26 protein-coding genes and 1 riboswitch are annotated in these 25,567 nt (G+C 39.3%); of the genes, 10 read left to right on the top strand and 16 right to left on the bottom strand.

Annotation, left to right across the window (positions count from 1 at the left end):
* Positions 1-16: 16 nt before the first annotated feature.
* Both I858_RS04655 and I858_RS04650 read right to left on the bottom strand, forming a co-directional pair.
* Positions 17-1,030 carry a YihY/virulence factor BrkB family protein gene (locus I858_RS04655; RefSeq protein WP_338046074.1) on the bottom strand — a complete coding sequence of 338 codons (1,014 nt, stop codon included), beginning with the start codon at positions 1,028-1,030 and terminating at the stop codon, positions 17-19.
* Positions 924-1,430 (bottom strand): YtxH domain-containing protein, encoded by a 507-nt coding sequence (locus I858_RS04650; protein ID WP_049694506.1) that lies wholly within the window; start codon positions 1,428-1,430, stop codon positions 924-926. The genes I858_RS04655 and I858_RS04650 overlap by 107 nt, the downstream gene beginning before the upstream one ends.
* Positions 1,431-1,614: 184 nt before the next feature.
* Here I858_RS04650 and I858_RS04645 point away from each other — a divergent pair, with 184 nt between their 5' ends.
* Both I858_RS04645 and I858_RS04640 read left to right on the top strand, forming a co-directional pair.
* Entirely contained in the window at positions 1,615-2,976 is a 1,362-nt protein-coding gene (locus tag I858_RS04645; protein ID WP_049694507.1) for an alanine/glycine:cation symporter family protein, read from the top strand.
* Between the two features lie 58 nt (positions 2,977-3,034).
* Positions 3,035-3,256, top strand: coding sequence for a DUF1128 domain-containing protein (locus tag I858_RS04640; protein ID WP_049694508.1), 222 nt, complete (start codon positions 3,035-3,037; stop codon positions 3,254-3,256).
* 569 nt (positions 3,257-3,825) lie between these two features.
* On the opposite strand, the gene I858_RS04635 is transcribed toward I858_RS04640, so the two are convergent.
* The 4 genes from I858_RS04635 to I858_RS04620 all read right to left on the bottom strand — a co-directional run bounded on the left by I858_RS04635 (position 3,826) and on the right by I858_RS04620 (position 8,230).
* Entirely contained in the window at positions 3,826-4,812 is a 987-nt protein-coding gene (locus I858_RS04635) for a class I SAM-dependent methyltransferase (protein ID WP_049695062.1), read from the bottom strand.
* A complete protein-coding gene (locus I858_RS04630) occupies positions 4,809-6,116 on the bottom strand; it encodes an FAD-dependent oxidoreductase (RefSeq protein WP_049695063.1) in 1,308 nt (435 codons plus the stop codon). Before I858_RS04630 ends, I858_RS04635 begins: the two co-directional genes overlap by 4 nt.
* A gap of 111 nt (positions 6,117-6,227) precedes the next feature.
* Positions 6,228-7,139, bottom strand: coding sequence for a pseudouridine-5'-phosphate glycosidase (locus I858_RS04625; protein ID WP_049695064.1), 912 nt, complete (start codon positions 7,137-7,139; stop codon positions 6,228-6,230).
* Complete coding sequence (locus tag I858_RS04620; protein ID WP_049695065.1) at positions 7,136-8,230, bottom strand: carbohydrate kinase; 1,095 nt, start codon at positions 8,228-8,230, stop codon at positions 7,136-7,138. Before I858_RS04620 ends, I858_RS04625 begins: the two co-directional genes overlap by 4 nt.
* 149 nt (positions 8,231-8,379) lie before the next feature.
* Between I858_RS04620 and I858_RS04615 the strand changes: the two genes are divergently transcribed.
* The 4 genes from I858_RS04615 to I858_RS04605 all read left to right on the top strand — a co-directional run bounded on the left by I858_RS04615 (position 8,380) and on the right by I858_RS04605 (position 11,793).
* Complete coding sequence (locus tag I858_RS04615) at positions 8,380-9,612, top strand: aminopeptidase (protein ID WP_049695066.1); 1,233 nt, start codon at positions 8,380-8,382, stop codon at positions 9,610-9,612.
* 84 nt (positions 9,613-9,696) lie between these two features.
* Positions 9,697-9,837, top strand: coding sequence for a hypothetical protein (locus I858_RS17190; RefSeq protein ID WP_204249445.1), 141 nt, complete (start codon positions 9,697-9,699; stop codon positions 9,835-9,837).
* Positions 9,838-10,012: 175 nt separating this feature from the next.
* Positions 10,013-11,020: a rod-share determining protein MreBH gene (mreBH, locus tag I858_RS04610; protein ID WP_049695067.1), complete on the top strand. Its 1,008-nt coding sequence runs from the start codon at positions 10,013-10,015 to the stop codon at positions 11,018-11,020.
* Between the two features lie 206 nt (positions 11,021-11,226).
* A complete protein-coding gene (locus I858_RS04605; RefSeq protein ID WP_049695068.1) occupies positions 11,227-11,793 on the top strand; it encodes a beta-class carbonic anhydrase in 567 nt (188 codons plus the stop codon).
* A gap of 7 nt (positions 11,794-11,800) precedes the next feature.
* Here I858_RS04605 and I858_RS04600 read toward each other — a convergent pair whose 3' ends face one another.
* From I858_RS04600 to I858_RS04590, 3 genes are all read right to left on the bottom strand, one after another.
* Positions 11,801-12,283 (bottom strand): DinB family protein, encoded by a 483-nt coding sequence (locus tag I858_RS04600; protein ID WP_049695069.1) that lies wholly within the window; start codon positions 12,281-12,283, stop codon positions 11,801-11,803.
* An 86-nt stretch (positions 12,284-12,369) separates the two neighbouring features.
* Positions 12,370-12,918, bottom strand: coding sequence for a GNAT family N-acetyltransferase (locus I858_RS04595; protein ID WP_049695070.1), 549 nt, complete (start codon positions 12,916-12,918; stop codon positions 12,370-12,372).
* Position 12,919: 1 nt separating this feature from the next.
* Positions 12,920-14,719, bottom strand: coding sequence for a M3 family oligoendopeptidase (locus I858_RS04590; RefSeq protein WP_083553658.1), 1,800 nt, complete (start codon positions 14,717-14,719; stop codon positions 12,920-12,922).
* Positions 14,720-14,912: 193 nt separating this feature from the next.
* On the opposite strand from I858_RS04590, the gene I858_RS04585 reads away from it, so the two are divergent.
* Positions 14,913-15,641: a hypothetical protein gene (locus I858_RS04585; RefSeq protein ID WP_049695072.1), complete on the top strand. Its 729-nt coding sequence runs from the start codon at positions 14,913-14,915 to the stop codon at positions 15,639-15,641.
* A gap of 111 nt (positions 15,642-15,752) precedes the next feature.
* Here the strand turns inward: I858_RS04585 and map are convergent, their stop codons facing one another.
* Positions 15,753-16,502, bottom strand: a complete 750-nt coding sequence (map, locus tag I858_RS04580) for a type I methionyl aminopeptidase (protein ID WP_049695073.1) — start codon at positions 16,500-16,502, stop codon at positions 15,753-15,755.
* 144 nt (positions 16,503-16,646) lie between these two features.
* Complete coding sequence (thiT, locus tag I858_RS04575; RefSeq protein WP_049695074.1) at positions 16,647-17,222, bottom strand: energy-coupled thiamine transporter ThiT; 576 nt, start codon at positions 17,220-17,222, stop codon at positions 16,647-16,649.
* Between the two features lie 96 nt (positions 17,223-17,318).
* Positions 17,319-17,416, bottom strand: a riboswitch (TPP riboswitch).
* 147 nt (positions 17,417-17,563) lie between these two features.
* Between thiT and I858_RS04570 the strand changes: the two genes are divergently transcribed.
* Positions 17,564-18,640 carry a M20 family metallopeptidase gene (locus I858_RS04570; RefSeq protein ID WP_049695075.1) on the top strand — a complete coding sequence of 359 codons (1,077 nt, stop codon included), beginning with the start codon at positions 17,564-17,566 and terminating at the stop codon, positions 18,638-18,640.
* Positions 18,641-18,702: 62 nt separating this feature from the next.
* Positions 18,703-18,849 carry a hypothetical protein gene (locus I858_RS17185; RefSeq protein WP_204249444.1) on the top strand — a complete coding sequence of 49 codons (147 nt, stop codon included), beginning with the start codon at positions 18,703-18,705 and terminating at the stop codon, positions 18,847-18,849.
* A gap of 58 nt (positions 18,850-18,907) precedes the next feature.
* Here I858_RS17185 and I858_RS04565 read toward each other — a convergent pair whose 3' ends face one another.
* From I858_RS04565 to I858_RS04550, 4 genes are all read right to left on the bottom strand, one after another.
* A complete protein-coding gene (locus I858_RS04565; protein ID WP_049695076.1) occupies positions 18,908-19,822 on the bottom strand; it encodes an SGNH/GDSL hydrolase family protein in 915 nt (304 codons plus the stop codon).
* Positions 19,823-19,834: 12 nt separating this feature from the next.
* The gene (locus I858_RS04560) at positions 19,835-21,064 is read right to left on the bottom strand and encodes an aminopeptidase (RefSeq protein WP_049695077.1); all 1,230 of its coding nucleotides are present in this window, start codon (positions 21,062-21,064) and stop codon (positions 19,835-19,837) included.
* Positions 21,061-22,221 (bottom strand): DEAD/DEAH box helicase, encoded by a 1,161-nt coding sequence (locus tag I858_RS04555; RefSeq protein WP_049695078.1) that lies wholly within the window; start codon positions 22,219-22,221, stop codon positions 21,061-21,063. Before I858_RS04555 ends, I858_RS04560 begins: the two co-directional genes overlap by 4 nt.
* Before the next feature lie 175 nt (positions 22,222-22,396).
* A complete protein-coding gene (locus I858_RS04550; RefSeq protein ID WP_049695079.1) occupies positions 22,397-23,866 on the bottom strand; it encodes an MDR family MFS transporter in 1,470 nt (489 codons plus the stop codon).
* A gap of 168 nt (positions 23,867-24,034) precedes the next feature.
* Between I858_RS04550 and I858_RS04545 the strand changes: the two genes are divergently transcribed.
* Positions 24,035-24,895, top strand: a complete 861-nt coding sequence (locus I858_RS04545; RefSeq protein ID WP_049695080.1) for a TetR/AcrR family transcriptional regulator — start codon at positions 24,035-24,037, stop codon at positions 24,893-24,895.
* 153 nt (positions 24,896-25,048) lie between these two features.
* Here the strand turns inward: I858_RS04545 and fbpA are convergent, their stop codons facing one another.
* On the bottom strand, positions 25,049-25,207 hold the full coding sequence (gene fbpA, locus I858_RS16920; RefSeq protein ID WP_157886479.1) for a Fur-regulated basic protein FbpA: 159 nt from the start codon (positions 25,205-25,207) through the stop codon (positions 25,049-25,051).
* Positions 25,208-25,567: the final 360 nt, after the last annotated feature.

The following is a 25,567-nucleotide window of genomic DNA, read 5'->3' as shown; positions in this document are numbered from 1 at the left end:
AAGAACTGCCTGAAATTTAGGCAGTTCTTTTTTTAAGTAAATGACGACGTTCTTTCATCACCGCGTTAATTTGTCCACCTATTACTAATACCATCGCCGATATATATAACCATAGCATTAAAACAATAATTCCTCCGATACTGCCGTACGTGGCTGAAAAATTCCCAAAGTTGCTGATGTAAATCGAAAACAGATAAGAAGTTAACAACCAACCCGTTGCAGCAAAAGCAGAGCCTGCCAAAACACTCAAAATATTGATTCTTACGTTTGGAGCTAACCAATAAATAATGGTACACGCCACAAAAATAATAATTACAGGAATGGTAAATCGAATAGAGTTCCAAATTGCTAGAAAACCTTCTTCTAATCCCAAATACGAGAAAATTAATCGACCAATTTGCTCACCAAAAACCGGTAATGCTAAAGCTATAACTAAAATAAAGATGAGCAAAATAGTCATAACGATAGACATTCCTCGTGCTAAGAGAATTGGACGATCTTCTATAACTTTGTACGAAAGATTTAAGGACTTGATTAAAGCATTCATACCGAGACTCGCTGACCAAATGGTTGCTAAAATACCAAAAGACAACAAGCCAGTGTTTTGAGTGGTTAATACTTCTATTAATGTACTTTCAATTAAAGAGTACACCGTATCTGGTACCACATCTTCTAAAAAACTAAAAATTTCATCTTGAGATAGAGTCAAATATGGAAGCAACGTGACCAAAAATATTAGCAGCGGAAAAATTGATAAGAGGAAAAAAAACGCCAACTGTGCTCCAAGTCCTGGCACGTCGACGTCTTTAATACGCTGTAACAATTCTTTTAGAAAACCTTTAGATGTGGTCACGTCAAAAGTGACTGAGTGAACGCGAACTTGATCTGTATGCTGACCTGAAGGTTTAATAGGAGTAATCGGCTTATAACCGGTTCCCAGAATTTGAATTCGTGTCAGACTGTCTGCCCGTCCCGTTAGTGCTTTTTGAAGCTGCTGATTTATCAGATGAACTTGACGAAGAATCGTCATTGTTAGTCAAAGAAGAAGTTGGAGATGGATTGTCTTCTTTAACAGCTGAGATCACATCATCTTTAGTTTCTAGTACTGCGTCTTTTGTATCCATAAACGCTTCTTTTGTTTCGAGCGCCATTTCTTTTACTTGTGGAGACATTTCTTTCAGTTCGTTTACTTTGCTACCGACATAAGATGCATCTTCAGAAATACGTGAATAGAGGTTTTGCGCTCTTTCCGTCTGTTGCTGGAAAGCATTCATTAATTCATCTCTATTTGAAGCATAGTATTTTGCACTACTAGTTGCTTTTTTCGATTTTTGAATAACGTCATTTCTAGTATTGCTATCGAGTAGTGAGATAACAATCCCCACTGCTGCTCCTACTAATAAACCTGTCATTAATTTGTTTTGACTCATCCTGAATTCCTCCTAAGAATATCATGTAGTTTTCATATCTATTAGGAATTTTCCCTAATTCCCAACAATCTAAACTCTTATACAAAATTTATTTTTAAAAAATAACTTGACTATCCGATAGAAATTTCGGAATATTATGTTTGTAAGAGATTTATCAGAAAAATAATAAAAAGGGGGAAAACTGATGGCACAGTTTGAAAAATTATTAGGAACGATAAGCGATTACATATGGGGACCGCCTTTATTAATTTTATTAGTAGGTACAGGGATTTTCTTAACAGTTCGTATCGGTGTTCTTCAAGTTCGGTTATTGCCTTACGCCCTAAAGTTAGTTTTCACTAAAAACAAAGACACAACATCTCAAGGTGATATCAGTCATTTCCAAGCACTTTCTACTGCAATGGCTGCAACAGTGGGTACCGGTAACATAGTTGGTGTTGCAACAGCGGTCATACTCGGCGGTCCAGGGGCTGTCTTTTGGATGTGGTTTTCAGCATTTTTCGGTATGGCTACGAAATACGGTGAAGCTATTCTAGCAGTTAAATACCGTGTCGTTGACGCTAGAGGTCAAATGGCTGGCGGACCAATGTATTACTTGGAACACGGGTTAAAACAAAAATGGTTAGCTGTATTATTTGCTGTCTTTGGTGCGGTAGCAGCTTTTGGTATCGGAAACGGGACGCAATCAAATTCAGTCGCTTCTGTTGTTCGCGATACATTTAGTGTACCCACTTGGATTACTGGAATCATTTTAACCATTTTCACTGCGCTTGTGTTGCTCGGTGGAATCAAGAGCATTGGCCGCGTTACTTCATTCTTTGTTCCATTCATGGCATTATTCTATATCATTGCAGGCATTATTATTATGATTCTCAATATGGAATTGATCCCAGCGGCGTTTGGCACAATCTTTAGTGCTGCGTTTACAGGTGAAGCAGCTGTCGGCGGTGCTATTGGTGCTGCTATTCGATACGGTGTCGCGCGAGGCGTCTTTTCTAACGAAGCGGGACTTGGATCGGCTCCCATTGCAGCTGCTGCAGCAATTACCGATTTACCTGGACGTCAAGCTTTGGTTTCTATGACACAAGTACTATTCGACACCATTATTATTTGTTCGATTACAGGTGTGACGATTGTTATGTCCGGTCTCTACACAGACAAGTCTCTTGAAGGAGCTGCCTTAACAACTGCTGCATTTGAACAATTTTTAGGTGGCGCAGGCCCAATAATTGTCGCTGTCGGCTTGATTTTCTTTGCTTCTTCTACCATTATCGGCTGGTCTTATTACGGCGAAAAATGTTTCCAGTATTTATTCAAAAACCCAGCATTGTTAGTTGTGTACCGCATTGCTTTTGTTGCAATGGTCTTTGTTGGGGCAACGGTTTCTCTTGATGTAGTGTGGACATTCTCAGATGTGATGAATGGTTTAATGGCGTTCCCGAACTTAATCGGTCTTCTTGGTTTATCGGGTGTCATAGTGTTCGAGACCAAGCGCATTATTGCCAAAATCAAAGAAGAAAAAGACGCAGAACGCTCTGGCAATTGACATTGCATTTGAATAGTGAAATGATAAAGCATATTCACTTGAAAGGTAGGAACTTATCATGGACTTATCAATACCATCTCCAGAAAATGTTAGCTTTATGATTGAAGAAATAAAAGCAAAATTGCGCATGGTCAATGTGGATGCGATGAAAGCTGAACACTTTAATGCTTCTCAATATGAGGATTTGCATGAACTGTACGAAGTGGTTGCAACTCGCGACAAATTTAGTACAAGTGAAATGCAGGCTATTGCAACTGAACTTGGTTCGCTACGTAAATAACACCAAAAACCCCTGAAGATTATCTCTTCAGGGGGTTTTTGGTGTTATTTACTTGATGCCTGTCGAACCTTAACGGCTTCCTCAGCTTTTCTTTGTCTAGCTTCAGAAGCCAGGTTCTCGGATCATAAGTCATCCCGGCTGTGCGGCTGAAAACATACCGCTTCGCCAGTCTGTCTTATGCCTGTCGAACCTTAACGGCTTCTTCCGCTTTTCTTTGTCTAGCTTTAGAAGCCAGGTTCTCGGATCATAAGTCATCCCGGCTGTGCGGCTGAAAACATACCGCTTCGCCAGTCTATCTTATGCCTGTCGAACCTTAACGGCTTCCTCAGCTTTTCTTTGTCTAGCTTTAGAAGCCAGGTTCTCGGATCATAAGTCATCCCGGCTGTGCGGCTGAAAACATACCGCTTCGCCAGTCTGTCTTATGCCTGTCGAACCTTAACGGCTTCCTCAGCTTTTCTTTGTCTAGCTTTAGAAGCCAGGTTCTCGGATCATAAGTCATCCCGGCTGTGCGGCTGAAAACATACCGCTTCGCCAGTCTGACTTATGCCTGTCGAACCTTAACGGCTTCCTCAGCTTTTCTTTTTATAATGCACGACGTACCAGCCGCCTTCTTTTATGACAGTTTGGATATTAAGCAATTCGAGTCCTGCTTGTTCTCCCCACTTGGCTAATTCTTCACGTTCAGGTAATCGGTATAAGTTATCGAATGACGAGAAGAAGCTATTAAAGACATTTGCGAAAGGCGGACTGTCACTATCTCCTGCTATCGGTGTAATGATGGACATCATTCCTTCTTCTTTAATCCAGCTAGCCAATTCATTAAAAAGCTCTTGGCGTTTTTCAAGGTCGATGTAGTGAATGACGTTGTTCATCATGACCATGTCTAGTGGCTCATCAGGTTTGTACTGCCAAAGATCTGCATTTTCAATTAAAATGTTTTTATTGTCTTTTGTTAAGACTTTTGCGATTTTTGTTACAGAAGGACTAATTTCAATCCCAGTGAAATGTGTATTTGGAAAACGTTCTGCTAGTTTCTTAATATATCCACCTTCACCGCAACCAATATCCACTACCGTATTCGCGTGGGTTTCTTTTAGACGTCTAGTTATTTTAGGCAAGGCTAATACTTCTAACAAACGACTTGTTTCTGCTACTGTCGGTGCATGTTTTTCTTCATCGTAATGAAGACGTTCTTGATTGCGCATCATGTCTGGATAGCTTAAAAGTGTCGGAATATGCAACTCCATCATTTCTTTCAGTAACACACCTGAGGAATTGTTGCCTTTTGGTTTTGGTAACTTCCAGGCATTCCATGTTTTGTAACGCTCTCTTCCCATTTCTTTCAAATGACCAATCGACACACCAATGCTTACCCACTGTTTTAAAAGATCTTCATCAAGTTGCAATGCGTCTGACACGTCAAATTTTGTCATCGGCCGATCGAAAGCTTTAAACAAGTCTAATTCATATCCGACATATGCGTGCCAGCTATATAAAAAAGGCTCGTTTCGTTTCATGTACATTCTTGCTTTAAACATCTTCATCACATCTATCATTTGAGTCCCTCCGTTTTCCATGGATAATCTTCATCCGATGTATAATACTTTAATTTTTTTGTGTCTTTTGTTAAATCCTTCATACGTACTGGCATAATCCCGCCTTGAATAAATCGATCGTGCACATTTTCTTTCCACATGCCTAGTCCTGAAACATTCAACATTTGTTTAAAATGAAGAATGCGATCTTCTTCCAAGCGATCGAATGTTCGTTGACGTAAATAGCTCACCGGTTTAAATGGAAACGAATAGGCTAAAGCTGCTAGGTGACTCAACTGTATGACATGGTCTGCTCGTTTGTAACGAACACGCTCATACCAAGTTAAATTAGTGGAATCCTTTTTGTCTTGCTCAAACATATCCGCTGTCAATTCCCCCAAAATATCTGCATCTTGAATAGCCATGTTCATGCCTTCTCCTGCCATGGGGTGAACTGCGTGGCAGGCGTCACCGATGATTGCTTTATTGCTTTTAACGTATGAATTTGCGTGATACATAACTGGAATCATCAGTTGAATTTTTTTCCAATCCGTAAGTTGCTGAACGTATCCATCTACAGCAGGAGCCAAATCTGTATAAAGTTTGTGAAAGTGACTAATTGGCTTTTCTTTTAATTGCTTGTAATCTCCTGGTGGTATTAAATATACACTACGGACTTGGTTATCTGGTAATGGGAAAAGTCCTAGAAAGCGGTTATATGTAGAAATAATTTTGCCATCTGTAAAATCTTCAGCTCGTGGAAAAGTAACCGTTAAAAAGTGGTGATTATACGTAGTTTGTTTTACTTCAATTTCTATTGCTTTACGCGTTACAGAAGAACGACCTTCCGCTCCAAAGAAAAACTTAGCTTCTACTTCAAATTTCTCTGTGCCTTTTTGAAGTAATGCTGTATTTTCTCCATATCCTTTACAAACGGTACCTATCAAGTAATGAAAATTCTCAAACTCGCATGCTGTATTTAAAATAACTGACTTTAACTCTTCATGATGCATCATATAAGCAGCGTTGTACTTTCCTGGCAGTACGCTATAATCCATGAACGCCCGGTCTTTTACTTGAAGGGAACTTGAAAGCTCAAGCATGTCTAATACGTTAATTTCATTTGAATGACTACGTATTTTTTCATATAGTCCAAGTTTATCAAAAATTTGCATACTTTTTGGTTGTAAGAGCTCTCCTTTATATGTAGGAGCTTTCATAGCCATTCGTTCGGCGAGAACAACGACGATTCCGCGCCGTACCAATTTTAAGGCAAGCGTCAATCCGCCAATTCCGCCGCCACCAATAAATACATCAGCCTTCATATATCTCATCCCCTCTTTTCTCTTTACCCAAAATGAAAGCAACTGAAAACTCTTAATTTTTTTCAACAAAAAAAGAAGCCCACAAACGGACTTCTTTTCAAAAGGTAATGCTTAAAGCTTGTTGTATGCAACAGCAAGTTCTGCTCCGACTTTTGCGTTGTGTTTAACTAACTCGATGTTAGCAACTAAACTCGATCCTTTAGTCAATTCTTTTACTTTTCCTAAAAGAAAAGGTGTTACTTCTTTACCTGAAATGTTATTTTCTTTTGCTTCAGTCATCGCTTGAGCAATAATGTCATTGATGAACGATTCTTCTAAGGCGTGTTGTGCAGGAATTGGGTTAGCAATCACTGCTCCGCCATCAATGCCTAAATCCCATTTTGCTTTAAGAACTTTAGCTAATTCTTCTGCACTATCTGTGCGGAAAGTTAAATCGAAGCTACTTGAACGTGTATAAAATGCTGGCATTACATCTGTTTGATATCCAATAACCGGCACACCTTTTGTCTCAAGATACTCCAATGTTAATCCAATATCCAAAATCGATTTCGCACCGGCACACACGACTGCAACTCCTGTATTTGATAGTTCTTCTAAGTCTGCTGAAATATCCATAGTTGTTTCTGCACCTCTATGCACTCCGCCAATTCCACCAGTAGCGAAAACACGAATACCTGCAAGTTCAGCACAAATCATTGTTGCCGCTACAGTAGTTGCTCCAATTTTTTTCGTTGCAATCACTTGGCCAATATCTCTTCTAGATACTTTAGAAACACCTGGTGTGTTTCCGAGTAACTCCAGTTCTTCTTCAGACAAACCAATTTTTATTTTGCCGTCCATAATGGCGATTGTTGCAGGAACCGCACCGTTATCGCGAATAATTTGTTCGACAATACGCGCTGTTTCTACGTTCTGCGGATAAGGCATTCCGTGTGAGATGATTGTAGACTCAAGTGCGACGATGGGTTTTTTGCCCTCTATTGCTTGTTGTACTTCAGTTGAATAAGAAATCATTGCGTTCATTGTAATTCCTCCAGTTCTTTTTGTAGTTGTACCGCTGTCAGTTCATGACGAACGGTCAAATTGCTTTCTAAAGTTTTTGCGGCATTGACCATCCCTGATCGAATAGTGGCTTTGAGCTCTCGATTGTCCAATACACTATGAACAATTGCACTGGAAAAAGCATCTCCTGCTCCTGTGACATCTATCACATGGTCAACTTGAATCGATTTATAATGATAAATTCCAGTAGAATCCCCAGCCACAGCACCAGTTTTTCCACCTGTTATAACTACTGTTCGTGCTCCACGATTCAAGAACTGTTCAACTGCCTGATAGCAATCTTCAGTTGATGCAATATCCAGCTGCAAGTACTTGCTTGCTTCATCTTGATTTAAAATTAGCCAACTAATCCCTGTTAAGTCTTCTCTCAAACGATTCATTTTTGGAGCAGAAACAGGGATAACCGCTAATGGAATTTCATTAGCAAGCGCCAACTGTCGCACATATTCTACCGTTTCAGCTGGACAATTTAAATCGATGACAAGAAAAGCTGCAGACAACAAGGCACTATCGTTTTTAGCAACATACGTCGCTGTCAACGCATCGTAGATTTTCATATCAGCCATCGCTAATAGCATTTCACCATTTGGCTCTAGAATCGCTGTATATGTTCCTGTTGAACTACCTTCAACTACTTTTGTCAGTTCAGTAGACATATATGAGCTAGAAGCTGATTTAATCAATCCCCATTCAGAATCATTTCCAACAATGGATAACAGTTTGACTGAATGACCTAACCGACCTAAGTTCTCCGCAACATTTCTAGCTACTCCACCTACACTCCCTGAAACTGAGGCAGGATTCGAAGTCCCCATTTGTGCTGTATGCTCCATAAGAAACTTTCGGTCAACGTTTGCTCCACCGATACATATAATTGTTTTTTCTTCTGGCAATACATAAGCACGACCTAAAATTTTTCCTTGCTTCATTAAATTAGAGATAAAGTTTGCAAGCGAAGGTCTGGACATGTCTAAGCGTTCAGCCATTTCCTGCTGAGACAAATAAGGATTCTGGCGAATCAGTTCCAGCACTTCGACTTCTTTCGGATTCATCGTAACACCTCCATTTCAAACACTTGTTTAAATTATAAACTTTTATAATGAAAAATGCAAGAAAAAGATTATTTCGTATTTCGATATAAATGATTGCAGGTAGTGAATGAAAATTGCTACTATAGAATAAGATGAGAGGAGAGATTTATTTGACATCTTTTGACGAAAAATTAGCTCGCTATGCTGAACTGACTATAAGAGTGGGCGTAAATATTCAACCAGGTCAGCAACTTTATATTGCTGCTGCTATTGATTCTGCACCTTTTGTTCGTTTACTTACAAAAAAAGCTTACGAAACAGGGGCTCAACAAGTCCATGTAGATTGGGCAGATGACACGATTTCACGTCTACGTTTTGAACTTGCTCCTGAAGATTCGTTCTCGCAGTATCCCGCGTGGAAAGTTCAAGAACGTGAACAACTTGCAGAGCAAGGTGCTGCATTTATTAGTGTCGTGTCACAAAGTCCTGATTTACTCGCAGGAATTGATTCGAAACGCATTGCTGCTTCACAAAAAGCAACAGGGCAAGCGTTAAGTAAATACCGTCAATATGTTCAATCTGATAAAATCAGTTGGACTGTTGTCGCAGCACCTTCTGAAAAGTGGGCTGCTAAAGTCTTTCCAGACGTAGCAAAAGAACAACAAGTCGATACACTTTGGGATGCGATTTTCAAAGCGGTTCGCGCAGATTTAGATCAGCCGATTCAAGCATGGGCAGAGCATGATCGTTTGCTTCATACGAAAGTAGATTACTTGAATGACAAAAAATACGCAAAACTTCACTATACATCGCCTAAAACAGACTTAGAAGTAGCACTACCAAAAGGTCATCTTTGGTGTGGAGCCGGATCACTTAACGAAAAAGGCGATGCTTTTATGGCGAACATGCCAACAGAAGAAGTTTTTACTGTGCCACATAAAACAGGTGTAAACGGTTATGTATCAAGTACTAAACCGTTAAGCTATGGTGGAAATATTATCGATGATTTCAAAGTAACATTTGAGAATGGAAAAATTGTTGACGTAACAGCTGCTCAAGGTGAAGATGTTTTAAAACAGCTTGTTGCAACAGATGAAGGCTCACATTTCTTAGGCGAAGTTGCATTGGTCCCTCATCAATCACCAATTTCTGATTCAAATATTTTATTTTACAATACATTGTTTGATGAAAATGCGTCAAACCATTTTGCTATTGGAAGTGCTTACGCGTTTTGTATCGAAGGCGGAAAATCAATGTCTTCGGAAGATTTACTTGATCATGGCTTAAATCAAAGTATTACACACGTGGACTTTATGGTAGGCTCACCTGAAATGGATATTGATGGCATATTAGCAGATGGCACTCGTGAACCCATTTTCCGTGGTGGCAACTGGGCATTTTAAGTCTCGATAATTCGACACTTATTTTTTCCTCCCAAATCATGTATACTTAATATTGATAATTACAGGTAGAGAGGAGTTATCATTATGGTTTATGGCATTACCGTAGTTCTTGGTTTCGTAGTCGTAATTTTCTTGTTTTTCTTCGTGCTTCTTCACTTTCTTGGAAAAGGACTTGACTCACACGACGCAGAGCATGTAGATCCCATTCCCGAAAAAAAATACTAAGCGATAAAAACCGACTCTTTTAGTAGAGTCGGTTTTTATCTTTTTATGGCTATCTATTTTCAAAATCAGCTCTTTATTTTTTCATTACATTAAGTTCCTTCGACTCTTTCGCATATTCTTTAACAATGGTAAAATCTCTACTAATTATTGTTTTATTTATAGGAGGAATTTGGGCATGTTTTCTGCAACAGCTATTGGAATTGATTTAGGTACTGCAAATATACTAGTTTATACAAAAGAAAAAGGGATTATTATAAATGAACCTTCTGTCGTTGCTGTAGATGCAAAAACACGGACTGTTTTAGCTATCGGCACAGAAGCAAAAGCCATGCTTGGTAAAGCGCCAGATTCTATTCTGGTTATTCGACCTTTACGAGACGGTGTTATCGCAGATTTTGATGTAACTAGAAGTTTGCTTAAACTCATTATGGAACGCGCTGCAAAGGAACTGGGAAGCGCTTTTCGTAAACCAAGCGTCATGGTTTGTACTCCTTCTGGTGCGACTGCCGTAGAGCGCCGTGAAATACATGATGCCGTAAAATATGGTGGCGCAAAAACGGTTCATTTGATTGAAGAAACTGTTGCAGCCGCGATCGGTGCGGGCTTGCCCATTAGTGAACCCGTAGCGAGCGTCATTGTCGATATTGGTGGCGGGACTACAGAAGTTGGTATTATTTCTTTTGGTGGTGTTGTTTCCTCAAATACGGTTAAAGTGGCAGGAGATCGTATGGATGAAGCAATCATTCACTTTGTTAGAAAGCAGTATAATGTTTTGATTGGCGATCGTACTGCGGAGAACATCAAAAAGGAAATTGGATATGCACCAGTTCCTCATGAAGCTGAGCATATGGAAATTCGGGGTCGTGACATAATGACGGGTCTACCTAAAACCATCAATTTGAGTTCACTTGAAGTTCAAGAAGCGTTAAAAGAATCACTGTATGCTATTTTGGAATGCATTCGTGCAACTTTAGAAAATTGTCCAGCTGAACTGTCAGGTGACATGGTTGACCAAGGCTTGGTTATTTCAGGAGGCGGCGCGTTGTTAAAAGGAATGCAAGAATGGCTGTCTAAGGAAATTTCCGTACCCATCCATATAGCTCCGCAACCGTTAGAATCTGTCGCTATTGGGACGGGATTATCATTAACGATGATTAAACAACTAGAAAAAATGTCACGTTAATAGTGAAGGCTGAAGATAGACCGTCTATAGGTTTACTTTCAGCCTTTTGTTATCGTCTTTTTTTGTAAGGAACATGCTATTGTTAAAAGTGAAGAAGAAAAGAAGACTTTTTTACTAATTTTTTAATATCTGAAAAAATCCGTTCGTATTTTTCAGATATTTGGATTAAACTTAAAAAGTCACCAATCGATGAGGAGGAAACAATAATGGCTTTAATAGATCAAATTTTAGAGTACAACGAAGAGTTTGTAAAAGAAAAGCGATACGAACAGTACATGACCACGAAGTTCCCAGATAAGAAAGTAGTTATTTTAACATGTATGGATACTCGGCTTTTTGAGATGTTGCCAAAAGCAATGAACTTTAAAAATGGTGATGTTAAAATTGTCAAAAGTGCTGGAGCTGTTATAAACCATCCGTTTGGTGGAATTATGCGTAGCTTGATTGTCGCTGTATACGAATTAAATGCTGATGAAATCTATATTATCGGACACCATGATTGCGGAATGTCTGCGATTAAACCCCGTGACATGTTGAAAAAAATGGTAGCGCGCGGAATAGATGAGAAGACAATTGAAATGATGGAGTACTCTGGAGTTGACCTTGAAGGATGGCTTCGTGGTTTTGATGATGTGAGACAAAGCGTTACGCATAGTGTCAATATGGTTCGTCACCATCCATTGCTCGACAGTTCTGTTCCTGTTCATGGATTAGTGATTGATCCCACTACCGGTAAACTAGACGTTGTCATTAATGGCAACGAAAACCGCTGAGAACTTCTCAGCGGTTTTGTTTTTGAAAGTAAATATAATCGAGTGCAATTCCTTGCTTACCAAATTGCCGAAGCAAAGAAGTCACTTGCCCTCTATGATAGCTTGCATGATTAACAAAGGTAAACAACATTTCTTCTCTTGTCGTAGAAAATTCATCTCCGCGCATGTTTTGATAGTTGAGTGCTTCTGACCACTGTACGTTAGATAACGAAGCAAAAAACAATTCCATTTCAGCATGCAGCAACCTAAAAGCTTCTATTGCTTTTTCTGTTGTTTCCAAGTCAAAATGTTCAAATGTCGGATTTTTCACGCTAGACATTCGGAGCAACCATAGTTTTTCCACGCCTAAGACATGTTCTATCGTTTCTTGAATCGAAGCAAAAGAATTGGCTCCTTTTTTCTTGTATAATTTCTCTCCCAAGGCTTGGACGTGTTCCAAGCAGGCCAATGTCGCCCATTTATGATAAGAAAATAAGTTAGCTCTATTCATCCTTGATGCACCATCCTCCCTGTTATTCACGATTCAAACCAGCGATGCAGCTCTTTCCACCATTTTTTATAGGTGGCCTTACCTTTTCAAAACTCTCCTTCAATCATAGCGTAATAATAATGATCTTTCCATTCGCCATTAATATAAAGAAACTCTTTCAGCAAGCCTTCTTGACGAAATCCTGTCTTCTCTAACACTCGGATAGACCCAACGTTCTCAGGAGACACATAGGCTTCTACACGGTGAAGTCGGAGCTGTTCAAAAACGCAAACCGTCATCAGCTGCACGGCTTCGGTCGCAATTCCTTTACCAATATAGGCTTCATCAATCGAATAGCCTATTAAAGCACTTAAAAAAGGAATTCGTTTTATGCCATATACAGAAATATGGCCAACTAGCTTATTAGTTTCGTGTTCAAAAATACCCACGCTGTACTCTCGATTTTCTCGTGCTTGATAAATAGATTCACGGATTTTCTCTCGCTGAACGGCTGCTGTGAAATAGCTATCTCGATGAGTTGGTTCATAAACAGACCAATACTCACGGTTTCGTACCAGCAATTGAACCATTTCTTCTGCATCCTCAATCGCTAAACTACGTAAGTAACAAGTCTGTCCTTCAAAAAGCAAATTCATGTTAAGCCTCTTCAGATGTCAGTGATATAAATTCTTCGGCGTCTTGGACACACAAGGCAATTCCTTTTTCCCAGAATGCTTGCTGTGTAATATCTTCACCCAAATGCTTCATTGCCAAGTCTTCTGCAGACATAATGGCTGTATCACGAAGCAACGCCATGTATTTTTCTTCAAAGCTACTGCCTTCTTCTAACGCTTTTGCATAAACACTCAACGAGAATAAGTATCCAAATGTGTACGGGAAATTATAGAAAGGCACGTACGTAATATAAAAATGAAGCTTAGATGCCCAGAAATGAGGATGCGTGGAAGCTAATCCACCTGCAAATCCTTCATTTTGTGCTTCTTCCATCAATTCATTTAATCTTGCTACCGGAACAACACCGTTTTTTCGTTCTTCATAAAATCGTGTTTCAAAAAGAAAACGTGAGTGAATATTCATAAAGAACGCTACGCTGCGCTGCACTTTATCTTCTAGTAAAGCGATTTTCTCATCTTTAGACTGTGCATTTTTTACTGCAGCATCTGCAACAATCATTTCGGCAAATGTTGAAGCCGTTTCTGCAACGTTCATTGCATATGATCGGTTTAACGAATGGACTGGACGCAAGGCGTATGAGTGAAAGGCATGACCTAGTTCATGTGCTAATGTCGCAACATTGGACATAGATCCGCTATACGTCATGAAAATACGAGATTCTTCACTTAATGGCAGCCCTGTGCAAAATCCACCCGGTCTTTTGTTCGGGCGATCTTCTGCTTCAATCCATCCATTTTCAAATGCATGTTTAGAAAATTGCGCTAGTTCCGGACCAAATTTACCGAATTGTTCCAAAATAAATTCGGCTCCTTCTTGATACGTAAACTGTTGCGTACTTTCTGTTACCGGTGCATCGACGTCATACCAATCGAGTCCATCTTTGCCAAGTAATTGCGCTTTTTGATTTAAATAATCAACAAACGGTTGTTTGTTTTTACTGATAGCTCCCCACATCGCATCTAGCGTTTCTTGTTTCATGCGATTTATGTGCAAAGGCTCTTGGAGCGGATTTCCCCACCCACGTTTTTTGTACGTTTCCAGACGGAATCCACCAATGGAATTCAAGGTTTTTGCAAAAAATTCTTCTTTTTCTGTCCAAGCCTCTTCTAACTTCTCATAGGATTCTTTGCGAACTGTAGCATCTTTATGCGAACTTAAATTGTTTGCTTGTCCAACGGATAAAGTTTTCTTCTCACCTTCTACGGTCACAGTCACGCTAATTTCTCCAACTAGCATATCGTATAGTTGACTCCAGCCATGATAACCATCAATGCTTAACGCTGTAATCAAACTTTCCTCTTTTTCAGAAAGCAGCATTTTTGCTTCCTCTCGCCATTCATTTAAAATAAATGTGAATTTATGCAAAAGGTCTTTGGTTAGTAGCTCTTCCCAAACTGTATCGTCAGTCTTTGATAAATCTTGTTGGATTTTTTGAAAAGAGTTTTGAAAACGAGCTGATAACGAAGCCGCTTCACTTTCCAAAATACCCGCCTTTTTATCTTGTGTATTTTGTGCCATTAAACAGCCGATAAATGCACCCGACTGACTCAAGTGACGCATCATGTGATTCATTTCTTCAAGTAATTCAAAGACTTTAGACGCATCTTCTTTTGAAGTTGGTACTTCAAATTTTTGGACATGCTCTTCAAACGTTTCTAGCTTTGTTACAGACTCATTCATATGTACACGTAATTTCCTAGAGTCGCTGCCTCCTGGAAATAGCGAATCTAAGTCCCACACTTCTGGATAGTGAACTGTCATGATTTCTCCTCCTGGTAAACTAAATTTTCTAAAAACACTTCTTTAGTATATCATTTTTATTCAGACTTCGAAATAAAATTCCTTTTTATGCTAAACCAATTCACCTTATCGACATTTTTGAGTGGTATTTAGAAACCGGTATTTGTTGATTGAAACTGGTACAGGTATACTAATGAAAGGGAGGGGATTACGCATGATTCGTATTTTACTTATGACAATCGCCTTTATCGCGGTGATTGTCATAAATACTTTGGCAACGACTTTGCCAATAAATGGTCAAACCACAGGTGAAGTGTCCAATCGGTTATCTGTCTTATTTACACCAGCCGGTTATACATTTTCAATTTGGTCTATCATCTATCTTGCATTGGCTGTTTGGATTATTGCTTTTTGGGTGCGCTTGAGAAAAGGGCAAACTCCTTCATTTAAAATTGCTTGGTACTTTGTGTTAAGTAGTATTTTTAATATTACTTGGCTACTACTATGGCATTATGAATTTTTTGCATGGTCAATACTCGCGATGCTTGGCTATTTAGCCGCATTGATTGCTCTTTATTTGCAATATCAAAATTCTGAAAGATCCTTTACCGAACGCTTACCCATTTCACTTAATATGGGATGGATTAGCGTAGCGACAATTGCTAATATTTCATTTGTGTTAACCTATCACAATTGGAGCGGCTGGGGACTGAGCGATCAGTTGTGGACCGTAATTATGTTGACTGTTGCGACTGCACTTGCTTTGCATATTCGGTTTCATCACATGGATATTCCATTTGCATTTGTCTTTATTTGGGCATTTATCGGAATTGCTGTTAAATACGGAACAAGCGAAATGCTAGTCACAACAGCTTCTTTGTTTTTAAGTGGTGTGATCTTGACGGGGATATTATTAATTAAAAAAAGAATAACAGCTATTTAAAAACTGCGAACACTCTCGTAAAATCGAGTGTGTTCGCAGTTTTTTAAAATTTGACTATAAAAGTTCAAGAATTTTACCCGAACCTATTTAATGACGTCATCATAGTTGTTATTAATTTAGTTTTGTCAAAAGAATTGGTTCTCCTTTTGTTACAAGCACAGTGTGTTCGATTTGCGCGACTACTGATTGATCTGGTGTGATAAATGTCCAGCCATCACCAGATTCGATAATGTGTTCAGATTTTTGAGAGATAAAGGGTTCTACGGCTAACACCATACCTTCTTTAAGAATAGTTGTTTCCCATGCATCGTAATAATTTAAGATGTGCTGCGGCGCTTCATGAAGCGATTTCCCAATGCCGTGCCCCGTCAAATTTTTGATAACAAACAGCCCTTGTTCTTTTGCTTCGCGTTCTACTGCTTTACCAATTTGATTGAGTTTTGCACCGGCTTTGACCTTTGTCATCGCACGATCAAATGCAGAAGCGGCAGCTTCACAAATTTTTTCTTTTTCTGTGTGACCTTCTCCTACTACAAACGAAATGCCCGTATCAGAAAAATAGCCTTTATAAGACCCTGAAACATCGATGTTCACAATATCTCCGTCTTTTATTAAGCGACTCCCTGGAATGCCATGAGCAACTTCTTCATTAACGCTGATGCATGTATATCCTGGAAAATCATATTCTGCTTTTGGTCCAGAAACGCCACCAAGCTCTTCAAATAATTTGCCGCCCAACTCGTCGATTTCTTTCGTCGTCACGCCAACTTTTGTGGCAGCTTTCATCGCTTCACGAATTTCAGCTACCATTTGTCCAGCTTTTTTTAACATTTCAATTTCTTTTTCAGTAGTTGCTATCATTAAATACCCTTCTTTCAAGCTTTTCTATTCAAGAATTATACCATAAAATTAAATTAGAGGCTTCTGAGTTGTTTCTTTAACCAACTTAAAAAAACTGTGGACAAACTCGAGCAATTCGAGTTGTCTACAGTTTTTCCATCAACTTTAAGCTTTGGCATCTACTAGTTTAGGTGCTGCCGCAAAAAGCGCAGAGCACACAAAAGCAGCTAGCAGAAATACCGGTATCATGTAAGTAGCATTGTAAATAATTGAATAAATGACTACATTTCCATCAGCAAACATACCAAAAAACAAAATCCCCGTTACTACATGGACAAAATAGCGCAAGACAGATGCAATCAGCACACCTGCCACAATCGTCAGAAGCATCTTTCCAGTATGCTTAGCTTGTGCATGTTCTATATATTTTGCACGCATAATACCAGCTAATCCCACCACTCCGTATGCCAATAAGTAATCTAAGAGCACCTGTAAAATGACAAAACCGAAAGATAAAGGTGTCACTGAGATAAAGCCAGAGACAATTTGCAGCAAGCCAACCAATAACCCAGTCAAAACTCCTGCTCCAACTCCTCTTCTAAAAGCAATTAACACAATTGGGATCATGACAAAACTAACCGATCCACCTTGAGGCATGCGGAATGAGATAAAATCCAAAACAAATCCAAGAGCCGCAAAAATCGCAATTTCTGTCATTAGTAATACTTTCTTGTTTCTCATGACTTCCTCCTTATGTGTAGTGCACATCACCAGAAGGGCCGTGAATAAAACCATATAAAAAACGACATCAGGACAGAGCCTGGCATCGTTGTAGGGGCCGGTTTCTATCCACATCCCTGCGCAAGTACTAACTTACAGGTTCAAAGGGTAAGAACGAATGTTCACTCTCAGCTAAAGCTCCCCTTGTGGTGTATACAATTATTTGACTTTCTCTTGTATTGTACACAAGCCTCTTCTTTATTGCAAGACTGTTTTAAGATACACTCATAGGGTAAAGAAAAGAATAGCTACGACAGTCGAAAGGTGGTGAAGGCAAGCAGAACTCAAGGCTTGCCACGGACATGATTGAATTGTTAAAAGAACTAATCAAAATACAAAGTGACACAAAAGAAGGAGCCAATAAAGCGCTTCGCTATTGCGCCAATTGGTTAACAGAAAAAGGAGAAAATGTCACTGTTCACGACAACAAAGGGTATTTAATGCTGACAGCAGTTAAAGGGCAAGGAACCGAGACGATTATTTGGAATGGTCATGTCGATGTCGTTCCAGGACATGAAGAGCAGTTTGTTCCTTTTGAACAACAAGGACGCCTTTACGGTCGAGGATCTGCTGATATGAAAGCAGGCGTCGCAGCAATGATGCAAGCATTTGTTAAGCTCAACAGTGCTAAACTAACTCGTAACGTACAATTACATATTGTAACGGATGAAGAAATTGGTGGACGCAACACTTCAAAATGGCTAGTCGAACAAGGATTCCACGGTGATTTCGTTATTTGCGGAGAGCCTACGGGATTAAAAGTTGGCTTGCAATCTAAAGGTATTTTACGAATGGATATGACATTTAAAGGACAACCCGCTCACGGCAGTCGACCTTGGGAAGGCATCAATGCGATAGAGTCTGCGATGACATTTCATCAAGCAATCACCAACTTGCCTTTCCGAAAAGAATCTACGGAATACTACGACCAACCTTCTGTAAACTTACCGATTATTAAAGCAGGAGATCGCTATAACGTCGTTCCAGAAATTTGCGAAATGTCGTATGATATCCGTTTTATGCCAGGACAAGACAAAGAAGAAATTGTTCGTCAGCTGGTTGATCTAGCGAAAAATTTAGACATCGATATGGAATACAAAGCGTCAGGATCTACACCTGCACTGACCACAACAAAAGAAAACCCATATATTCAAAGCTTACAAAAAGCGATTTTAACAATAACTGATGAAAAAGCGATTTTGTTTGGCCAACATGGTGCTGCCGATACACGTTATTACGCAGCCGTAACAGGTGGCGAAGGTGCAATCGAATTTGGACCAAGCGGAGAAGATTGGCATGGTAACGCTGAGTATGTATTGATTTCAAGTGTTCACGCATACAAAAACATCTTGCTTGCTCACGCACAATCTACAGAATAAGTTTGGATTCTGGTATACTTGGGAAACTAAAGAGCAACAAACATAAGAATGGAGAGATTTGAATGAAAATTGGAAGAATATTAAAATCTGCTATAAAATATGGACCTATCGCGTACCCAATTATTCGCAAAGTATTAAAAAATAGAAAACAAGATAAGAATCAACAAACACCTTCTCAACAATCCACGACACGTGGAAAAAAGCGCTAAAATAAAAACGTTCGAGCATCAATGATGCTCGAACGTTTCTTTGTTGTGAAAATTTCCATCAGCTAATAGGGATGGCTTGTCTCAATGCTAAATAACCGTTTAAGCTTTGATCAGAAGATCGAGCTGCTGTTTCTTCAGCTTTCTTGTCATCTTCTGGTTTTTTTGGGTCTTCTTGATCTTGTGCTGCTATAATTTCTTCAAAAGACAATGGATTTAGCGATGGCAATTCATTATCCTGTATCGTCCACGCATCTTGATATTCACTAAAAAATGCATTTGCCATTGCTTGATACCCATTTAAGTTGGGATGGACATCTGCTGGATTGGGAACTTTGTCTACAGCATCCGTGCCAAACGATTGATCTACCGATACAAAAACAGCGCCTACTTTTTCAGCTGACTGTTTAAGAATTTTATTCAAAAGATCTAACTGTTTAGCAGTCCCTGTTTTTTGGTTATCACGAACGTGTGGATAAGCAAAATAATAACCGATTACATAAACGGTAGCATCTGGTGAGTTTTCTTTAAGTTTAGCCAAAATCAAATCCATATTTTCTCGTGCTTTATTGAGAGCAAAGTCTACTTGACGTTGTTGAAACGTCAGCGAGCCTTGTTTCGGATCATTTTGAACGAGACGCAGTAAGTCATTCGCCCCTGCCGAGATAGTGATTATATTGGCTGACGCCAATACTTCTTTGGCTTCATCACTTTGAATACTCTCTAAAACGTCTTCGGTAGTGAAACCTGGAAACGCCAAGTTTTTTGAGTAAAACGCAACAGGTTGATTACGCATCAGTTCTTGAGCAATTAAATCAGCATATCCTGTATCTATTTGGCGTTTAGGTGTTTGACCCGCTGCTAGTGAATCACCAATGGCTACGTAAGCTGCCGGAATCCTCACTGAAGCTTGAGCAGCCATTGAACCACTAAACAGCAAAAACCCAGTCAGTGCCGCAATCCAAATCTTCTTCATTTTTATCACCTCTTAGAATGCCCAATTCCCTTTGCGGAAGATGGGCTCTTTTGAACCATCAGCTGTAATGCCGTCAATATCCATGTGTTCACTGCCAATCATAAAATCTTCATGAACTAGAGATGTATTCAAGCCAAGCGCCGTTAATTGATTGTGTTCCAAATCGCGTGCTCCTTCGTAACAAGTTGGATACGAATCACCTATAGCTAAATGATTTGACGCATTTTCGTCAAACAGCGTATTGTAAAATAAAATATTGGAATCAGAAATCGGAGAGTGATGAGGCACTAATGCCACTTCACCTAGAAAAGTTGCTCCTTCATCTGCTGTAATCAGTTCATTAAGAAGTTCTTGTCCCGTTTCCGCTATCGCGTCAACAATTTTGCCTTTTGCAAAAGTCAGCGTAAAGCCATCAATGACATTGCCTTGATAAACTAGAGGCTTAGTATTCCGAACTGTGCCATCTACTCCATGCTTTAAAGGAACTGTATAAACTTCTTCCGTTGGCATGTTCGCGATAAACGCATTGCCTTGAGGTGTTTTTGACGCACCTGTCATCCAAATATGCTTGTTTGGAAGTTCAATCGTTAGCTCTGTTCCAGGTGAGCTGTATTGCAATTTCACATAACGTTTGTCGTTTAATTGAGTCGCACGTCGTTCTAATAACGCAATGTGGTTGTTCCATGCTTCTACAGCATTTCCTTCACCAATACGTACCGTTTTGAAAATAGCTTGCCATAAAGATGCCATTTGTTGCTCAGCTGGTAAATCTGGAAATACTTTTTGTGCCCACTTTGGTGAAGGAATCGCTACAATCGACCAAGCTACTTTATCAGATCCAACTGCCTGACGATAACGCACTAATGCTTTCCCAGCCGTTTTTTGCCAATTAGCTAACCGCTTTGCTGGAATGCCTGTTAACAAGTCTGGATCTTCTGCATCAATCCAAAGGAAACTCCCGCCTGTGTTGATCACTTCATCACGCTGAACCACAGACCATTCAGGAAACTCTTCAAAAGCATCTTCTGGTGCTAACTCAAAATGAGTCCGTGTTAGTACCGGATCTTCGTAATTAACTTGAACACGTTTGGCTCCAGCCTCGTACGCTTTTTTTACAACAAGTCGTGTAAATTCTAGTGTATCGGTTGTTGTATTAATAACAACAACCTGTCCTTTTTGAACATTTAATCCCACATAAACCGTTAGTTCAGCATATTGCTCCAGCTTTTCTTGAAAGTTCATCGTTTATTCCCCTTTGCCGCAATGGTTTTGCTAGATCCTTCAATCAGCTTTCCACCGTGGACGATTTTTTGAACAGGCTTAGAAGGCAATTCTTTTGTGAATTTTTTGTAATGCCGTTCGTCTGCATACGCTAGTAAGGTTAATACTTCACCATCTGCTCCAGCTCTTCCTGTTCTTCCTGAACGATGCAAATATTGCTCAATCGTTTGCGGAACATCTACATGAACAACATGCGTCACTAAATCAATGTCTAATCCACGTGCTGCCACTTCTGTCGCGATCAAAACAGCTACTTCGCCTTTACGAAAAGCATCAAGTGCTTTTTTACGCTCATCTTTTTTCATTTCAGAGTGCAATGTCACAATTTTAGCATCACGGAACTTTAACTTATTTTCTTTCATAAGCAATTGATCTAAGTTATTAACAAACGCTAAAGCTTTCATGCCTGGAATATGCGAAATGCTACGCAAAAGTTCCGTTTTATCGCGCTCATCCACTTTAATGAACGAATGCGTCACTTTGCCAAACATCGGCAAATCTTTTGCAGTTACTTGAAGACGTGTCGGATGTTGCATTAAACGTTCTGCAACGAGTTCGATTTCTTCTGTAATGGTTGCGGATACAAGAACCAATTGACGATCATGCTGTGTTTTTTCAATCAAGTCTTTCATAATGTTGCGGTGCTCACGTGCCATGAGCTGATCTCCTTCATCCAATACTAATATACGGACTTCATGCATTTTCAGCTTTTTCGTTTTGACTAATTCATTTAAGCGTCCTGGTGTACCTACTACGATTGTAGGTTTTTTCTTAAGCTTTTCTAATTGACGCTGCATGTTTGCTCCACCAATCAATTGTGTAACGGTTACGTCTGTTCCTTCTGTCCAATCACGCAGAACATTAACGATTTGCATCGATAGTTCTTGCGAAGGAGCAACAATCATGGCTTGAATTGCCGGTTTTTCTGGGTTCACTCGCTCAAGTATCGGTAAAACATATGCCAAAGTCTTACCAGAACCTGTAGGAGATTCGGCAACGATATCATTACCTGCCAACATTTCAGGAATCATTTGATCTTGGATCGGCATAGCCGTTTCAAATCCTGCCTTTTCCCATTTTTCTTTCCATACCGGACTTAGTTCATTTATAAAAGTCATTTGCGATTCCACCTTCTTTTCAATGTTTTTAGTGTACCATATTTGCGGTTTCACCGTCTTTTTTAAAACTCGAAATTTATCAGTATTCCGTAGGCTTGAAACAGAAAAAAACACTACCGAATAGAGTCGTTTTTCGCATAAAAAAACCAGCCTGAAATTCAGACTGGCCATTCTATTATTCGGTGACTTCTGTTCGTCTATAAACAATTTCTTTTTCAGCTTCCGTCACCGGTCTTACTGGTTTCTTAATAAAGAACGCCAAAATTAACGACACGAGCGCAATAAACGTAGAAACGAAAAATGCAAAGTTAATGCCGTCAAGCATCGCCAAGTGTTGAATATCTTCTGGTGTGGTTCCGTTTGCTGCTAATGTTTTTGCAGCAGAAGAAGTTCGCGTGTTCATGATAGTTATCAAGAACGCGGATCCTACAGCACCTGCTACTTGTTGCAACGTATTATTGATTGCGGTTCCGTGTGGATAAGCTTTAATAGGCAAAGTGTTTAACCCATTTGTCATGACAGGCATCATAACCATTGAAATTCCGAGCATCCGCACCGTGTAAATCAACATGATGTTGACGTAACTGGAATCCAAGCTTAATTGGCTGAACATATAAGTCGTGATAACAACAAGTGAAAGTCCAGGTATTGCTAATACTTTTGCACCAAATCGATCAAATAAACGACCTGTCACAGGCGACATGAAGCCCATGATTAAAGCTCCTGGTAACATAAGCAATCCCGAATCAATTGGCGAAATCCCTTTAATGGTCTGAATGTAAATCGGCATTAAAATCATTGCCGAGAACATAGACATTGATAACGCGATTGAAATAGCAGAAGACAAAGCGAACATTGGGTATTTATAAATCCGAATTTCCAATAGGGGTTCATCCAATTTCAATTGACGCAAACCAAAAATAATTAATGATACAATTCCGACAGTGATTGTTACTATCACTGTAAGACTATTCCAGCCTAATGTCCCAGCCGAACTAAACCCGTATAGCACTCCTCCGAACCCTAAACTTGAAAGTGCAAGTGAAGCTTTATCAAGTGAAATTTTTCGATCTTGGAATGTTAAGTTTTTCAATTTAAAAATACCTAGCAATAATGGGACCAATGCTACAGGTAACACGATCCAAAAAAGGACACGCCATGAATAATGCTCAACGATAAACCCCGAAAGTGTTGGACCAATTGCCGGCGCAACGACCATTACTAAACCAAATACACCCATTGCAGATCCTCGTTTTTCAACAGGAAATGCAGCGAGCATGACGTTCATTAATAATGGCATCATCAAAGCTGCACCAGAAGCTTGAACCATTCTTCCAATTAACAAAACACTAAATGCCGGCGCTATAGCCGCCAATAGGGTTCCGAGTGCAAACAAAGACATCGCTACAATAAATATCGAGCGGTTGGAATAGCGTTGGATAAAATACGCACTCGCAGGAATCAAAATTCCATTTATCAACATATAGCCGGTTACGAGCCATTGTGCTGTTGACGCTTCAATATTTAAATCAATCATTATTTCAGGCAATGCAATGTTTAATAAGGTCTGGTTAAAAATGGCTACGAATGCTCCGGTGAATAAAATGGCTATAATGCCATAAGGCGTTTTTTTCTGTTCTGTCATATTCTTGTTTCCTCCATATACGCTACACTTTTTCTATTTCTTCATTTAGCTATTCTATACCGGTTGTATACTTTTTTCAAGCCTTACGTTTAAAAAATATCAAAACATTGATTTGTAAGCATTTTAAGCTTATTATAGAAATAGACTAACAGTATAAAGGTGAGGTATATGAATCCTAAAAAACAACAAATATTAAATGCGGCTTATATGCTTTTTATTAATAAAGGCTATAACCCTTCTTCTATTCAAGATATACTCGATGAAGCTGGAGTATCAAAAGGAACTTTTTACAATTATTTCGGCTCTAAGTCAGAGTGTCTTATGGCCATTATGGAATCGATCGGCAGTGAAATTCGTCAACAGCGATTGGCAGCAGCACTTGGCATGCTGACGAATGATCCGGAGGTTTTGGCTGAACAATTGTATATACGTATTAAACTCAATCTCGAAAAAAATCTTTTTGCTCTTTACGAAAGCATTTTTTATTCACAAGATCCTGACCTTAAAGCCTTTTCTGTTAAACAATACACATTGGAAATGGAATGGATTTCTTCACGAATTATTGATGTTTTCGGCAAAGAAGCTGCACCTTACGCGTTAGAAAATGCCGCTTTTATTCATGGGTATGTGCAGCAATTGATTCATTTGTGGCGTCTTTCTTCTTCAGAAGAATTGCCTGCTGAAAAGCTGTCTGCTTTTGTCATTCGTCGTCTACAAGCAAGTGTTACTCTTCAAATCGCATCAAAAGATAGCTTTCTCAAGAATGTAAAATTGCCTTCTCCAACATCAGCTGAAGCTGTCAGTATCGAAAAGCTCTCTTCTTTGTTTGAAGCTTATACCGAAAAGCTAAAGCGTTATCCAAGCACACAGCAACTGGTTTATTTTTTATCAACAGAAATCGTCGCAGATCGTCCAAGAAAACCATTGATTGAAAGTGTCCTGACTACGTTAGCAAATGATAAAATTATTGAATCTGAATTATCCGTACTAGTTGAACAATTATGGAAGCATGTAGCTATTATGAAATAAAAAAGGGCAGCCCTAAAAGTCATTTTTCATGACTTTAGGGGCTGTCCTTTTTTGCATTTATGAGAAATGGCTGAAGTCTATTCCGAGTGATCGGTTTTTCGTCATACATGCCTGTTCTCCTATATTTAAAATTATTCATAAAAAAAGCCGGAATCATCCGACTTGATTTGTTTCGGTATACGTTTTCATCAATTCATAAAGGGAAGTTTCATATAATTGTCTACCATTAATCTTAAAAATATTTTTTTCCACTAAACCTTGAATGATGCCTTCACGTTTATTTGTAAATTTCGACTCTGGTATTTGTTCCATGTTCTTCGTTCGCTCCTTCAGAAGTATTCCATTGTCTTTACCCTAGGTTCTATTCTTTTAAAACCTAAAACTAAAAAGGGGCTTATCCACTCTATCCATTTTTTTTGCTTCCAGCTGTACCTATTTCAATTACCCATTCACTCGCTCTAATCGTGGCATTAAGTAACGAATATAAAGAGGATAGTTAACGTCGTTTGTTTTCTACCTTCTGTTGCTAACGTGGCAAAGACCACCGTGCTTTTCTTGATCCTGACACTCTGTAAAAATGGAAATTGGTTCTTTGCCTATCGCTAGATCGTTACAGGTTATGTTATTTCCTCGAACTCCTGTCAAAATTATTTCATCTTTTCTCTTAATCAT

The organism is Planococcus versutus (assembly GCF_001186155.3).
Lineage (GTDB): Bacteria > Bacillota > Bacilli > Bacillales_A > Planococcaceae > Planococcus > Planococcus versutus.
Note: the sequence above shows the minus strand (reverse complement) of the source record. Positions and strands in the feature narration are given on the sequence as shown.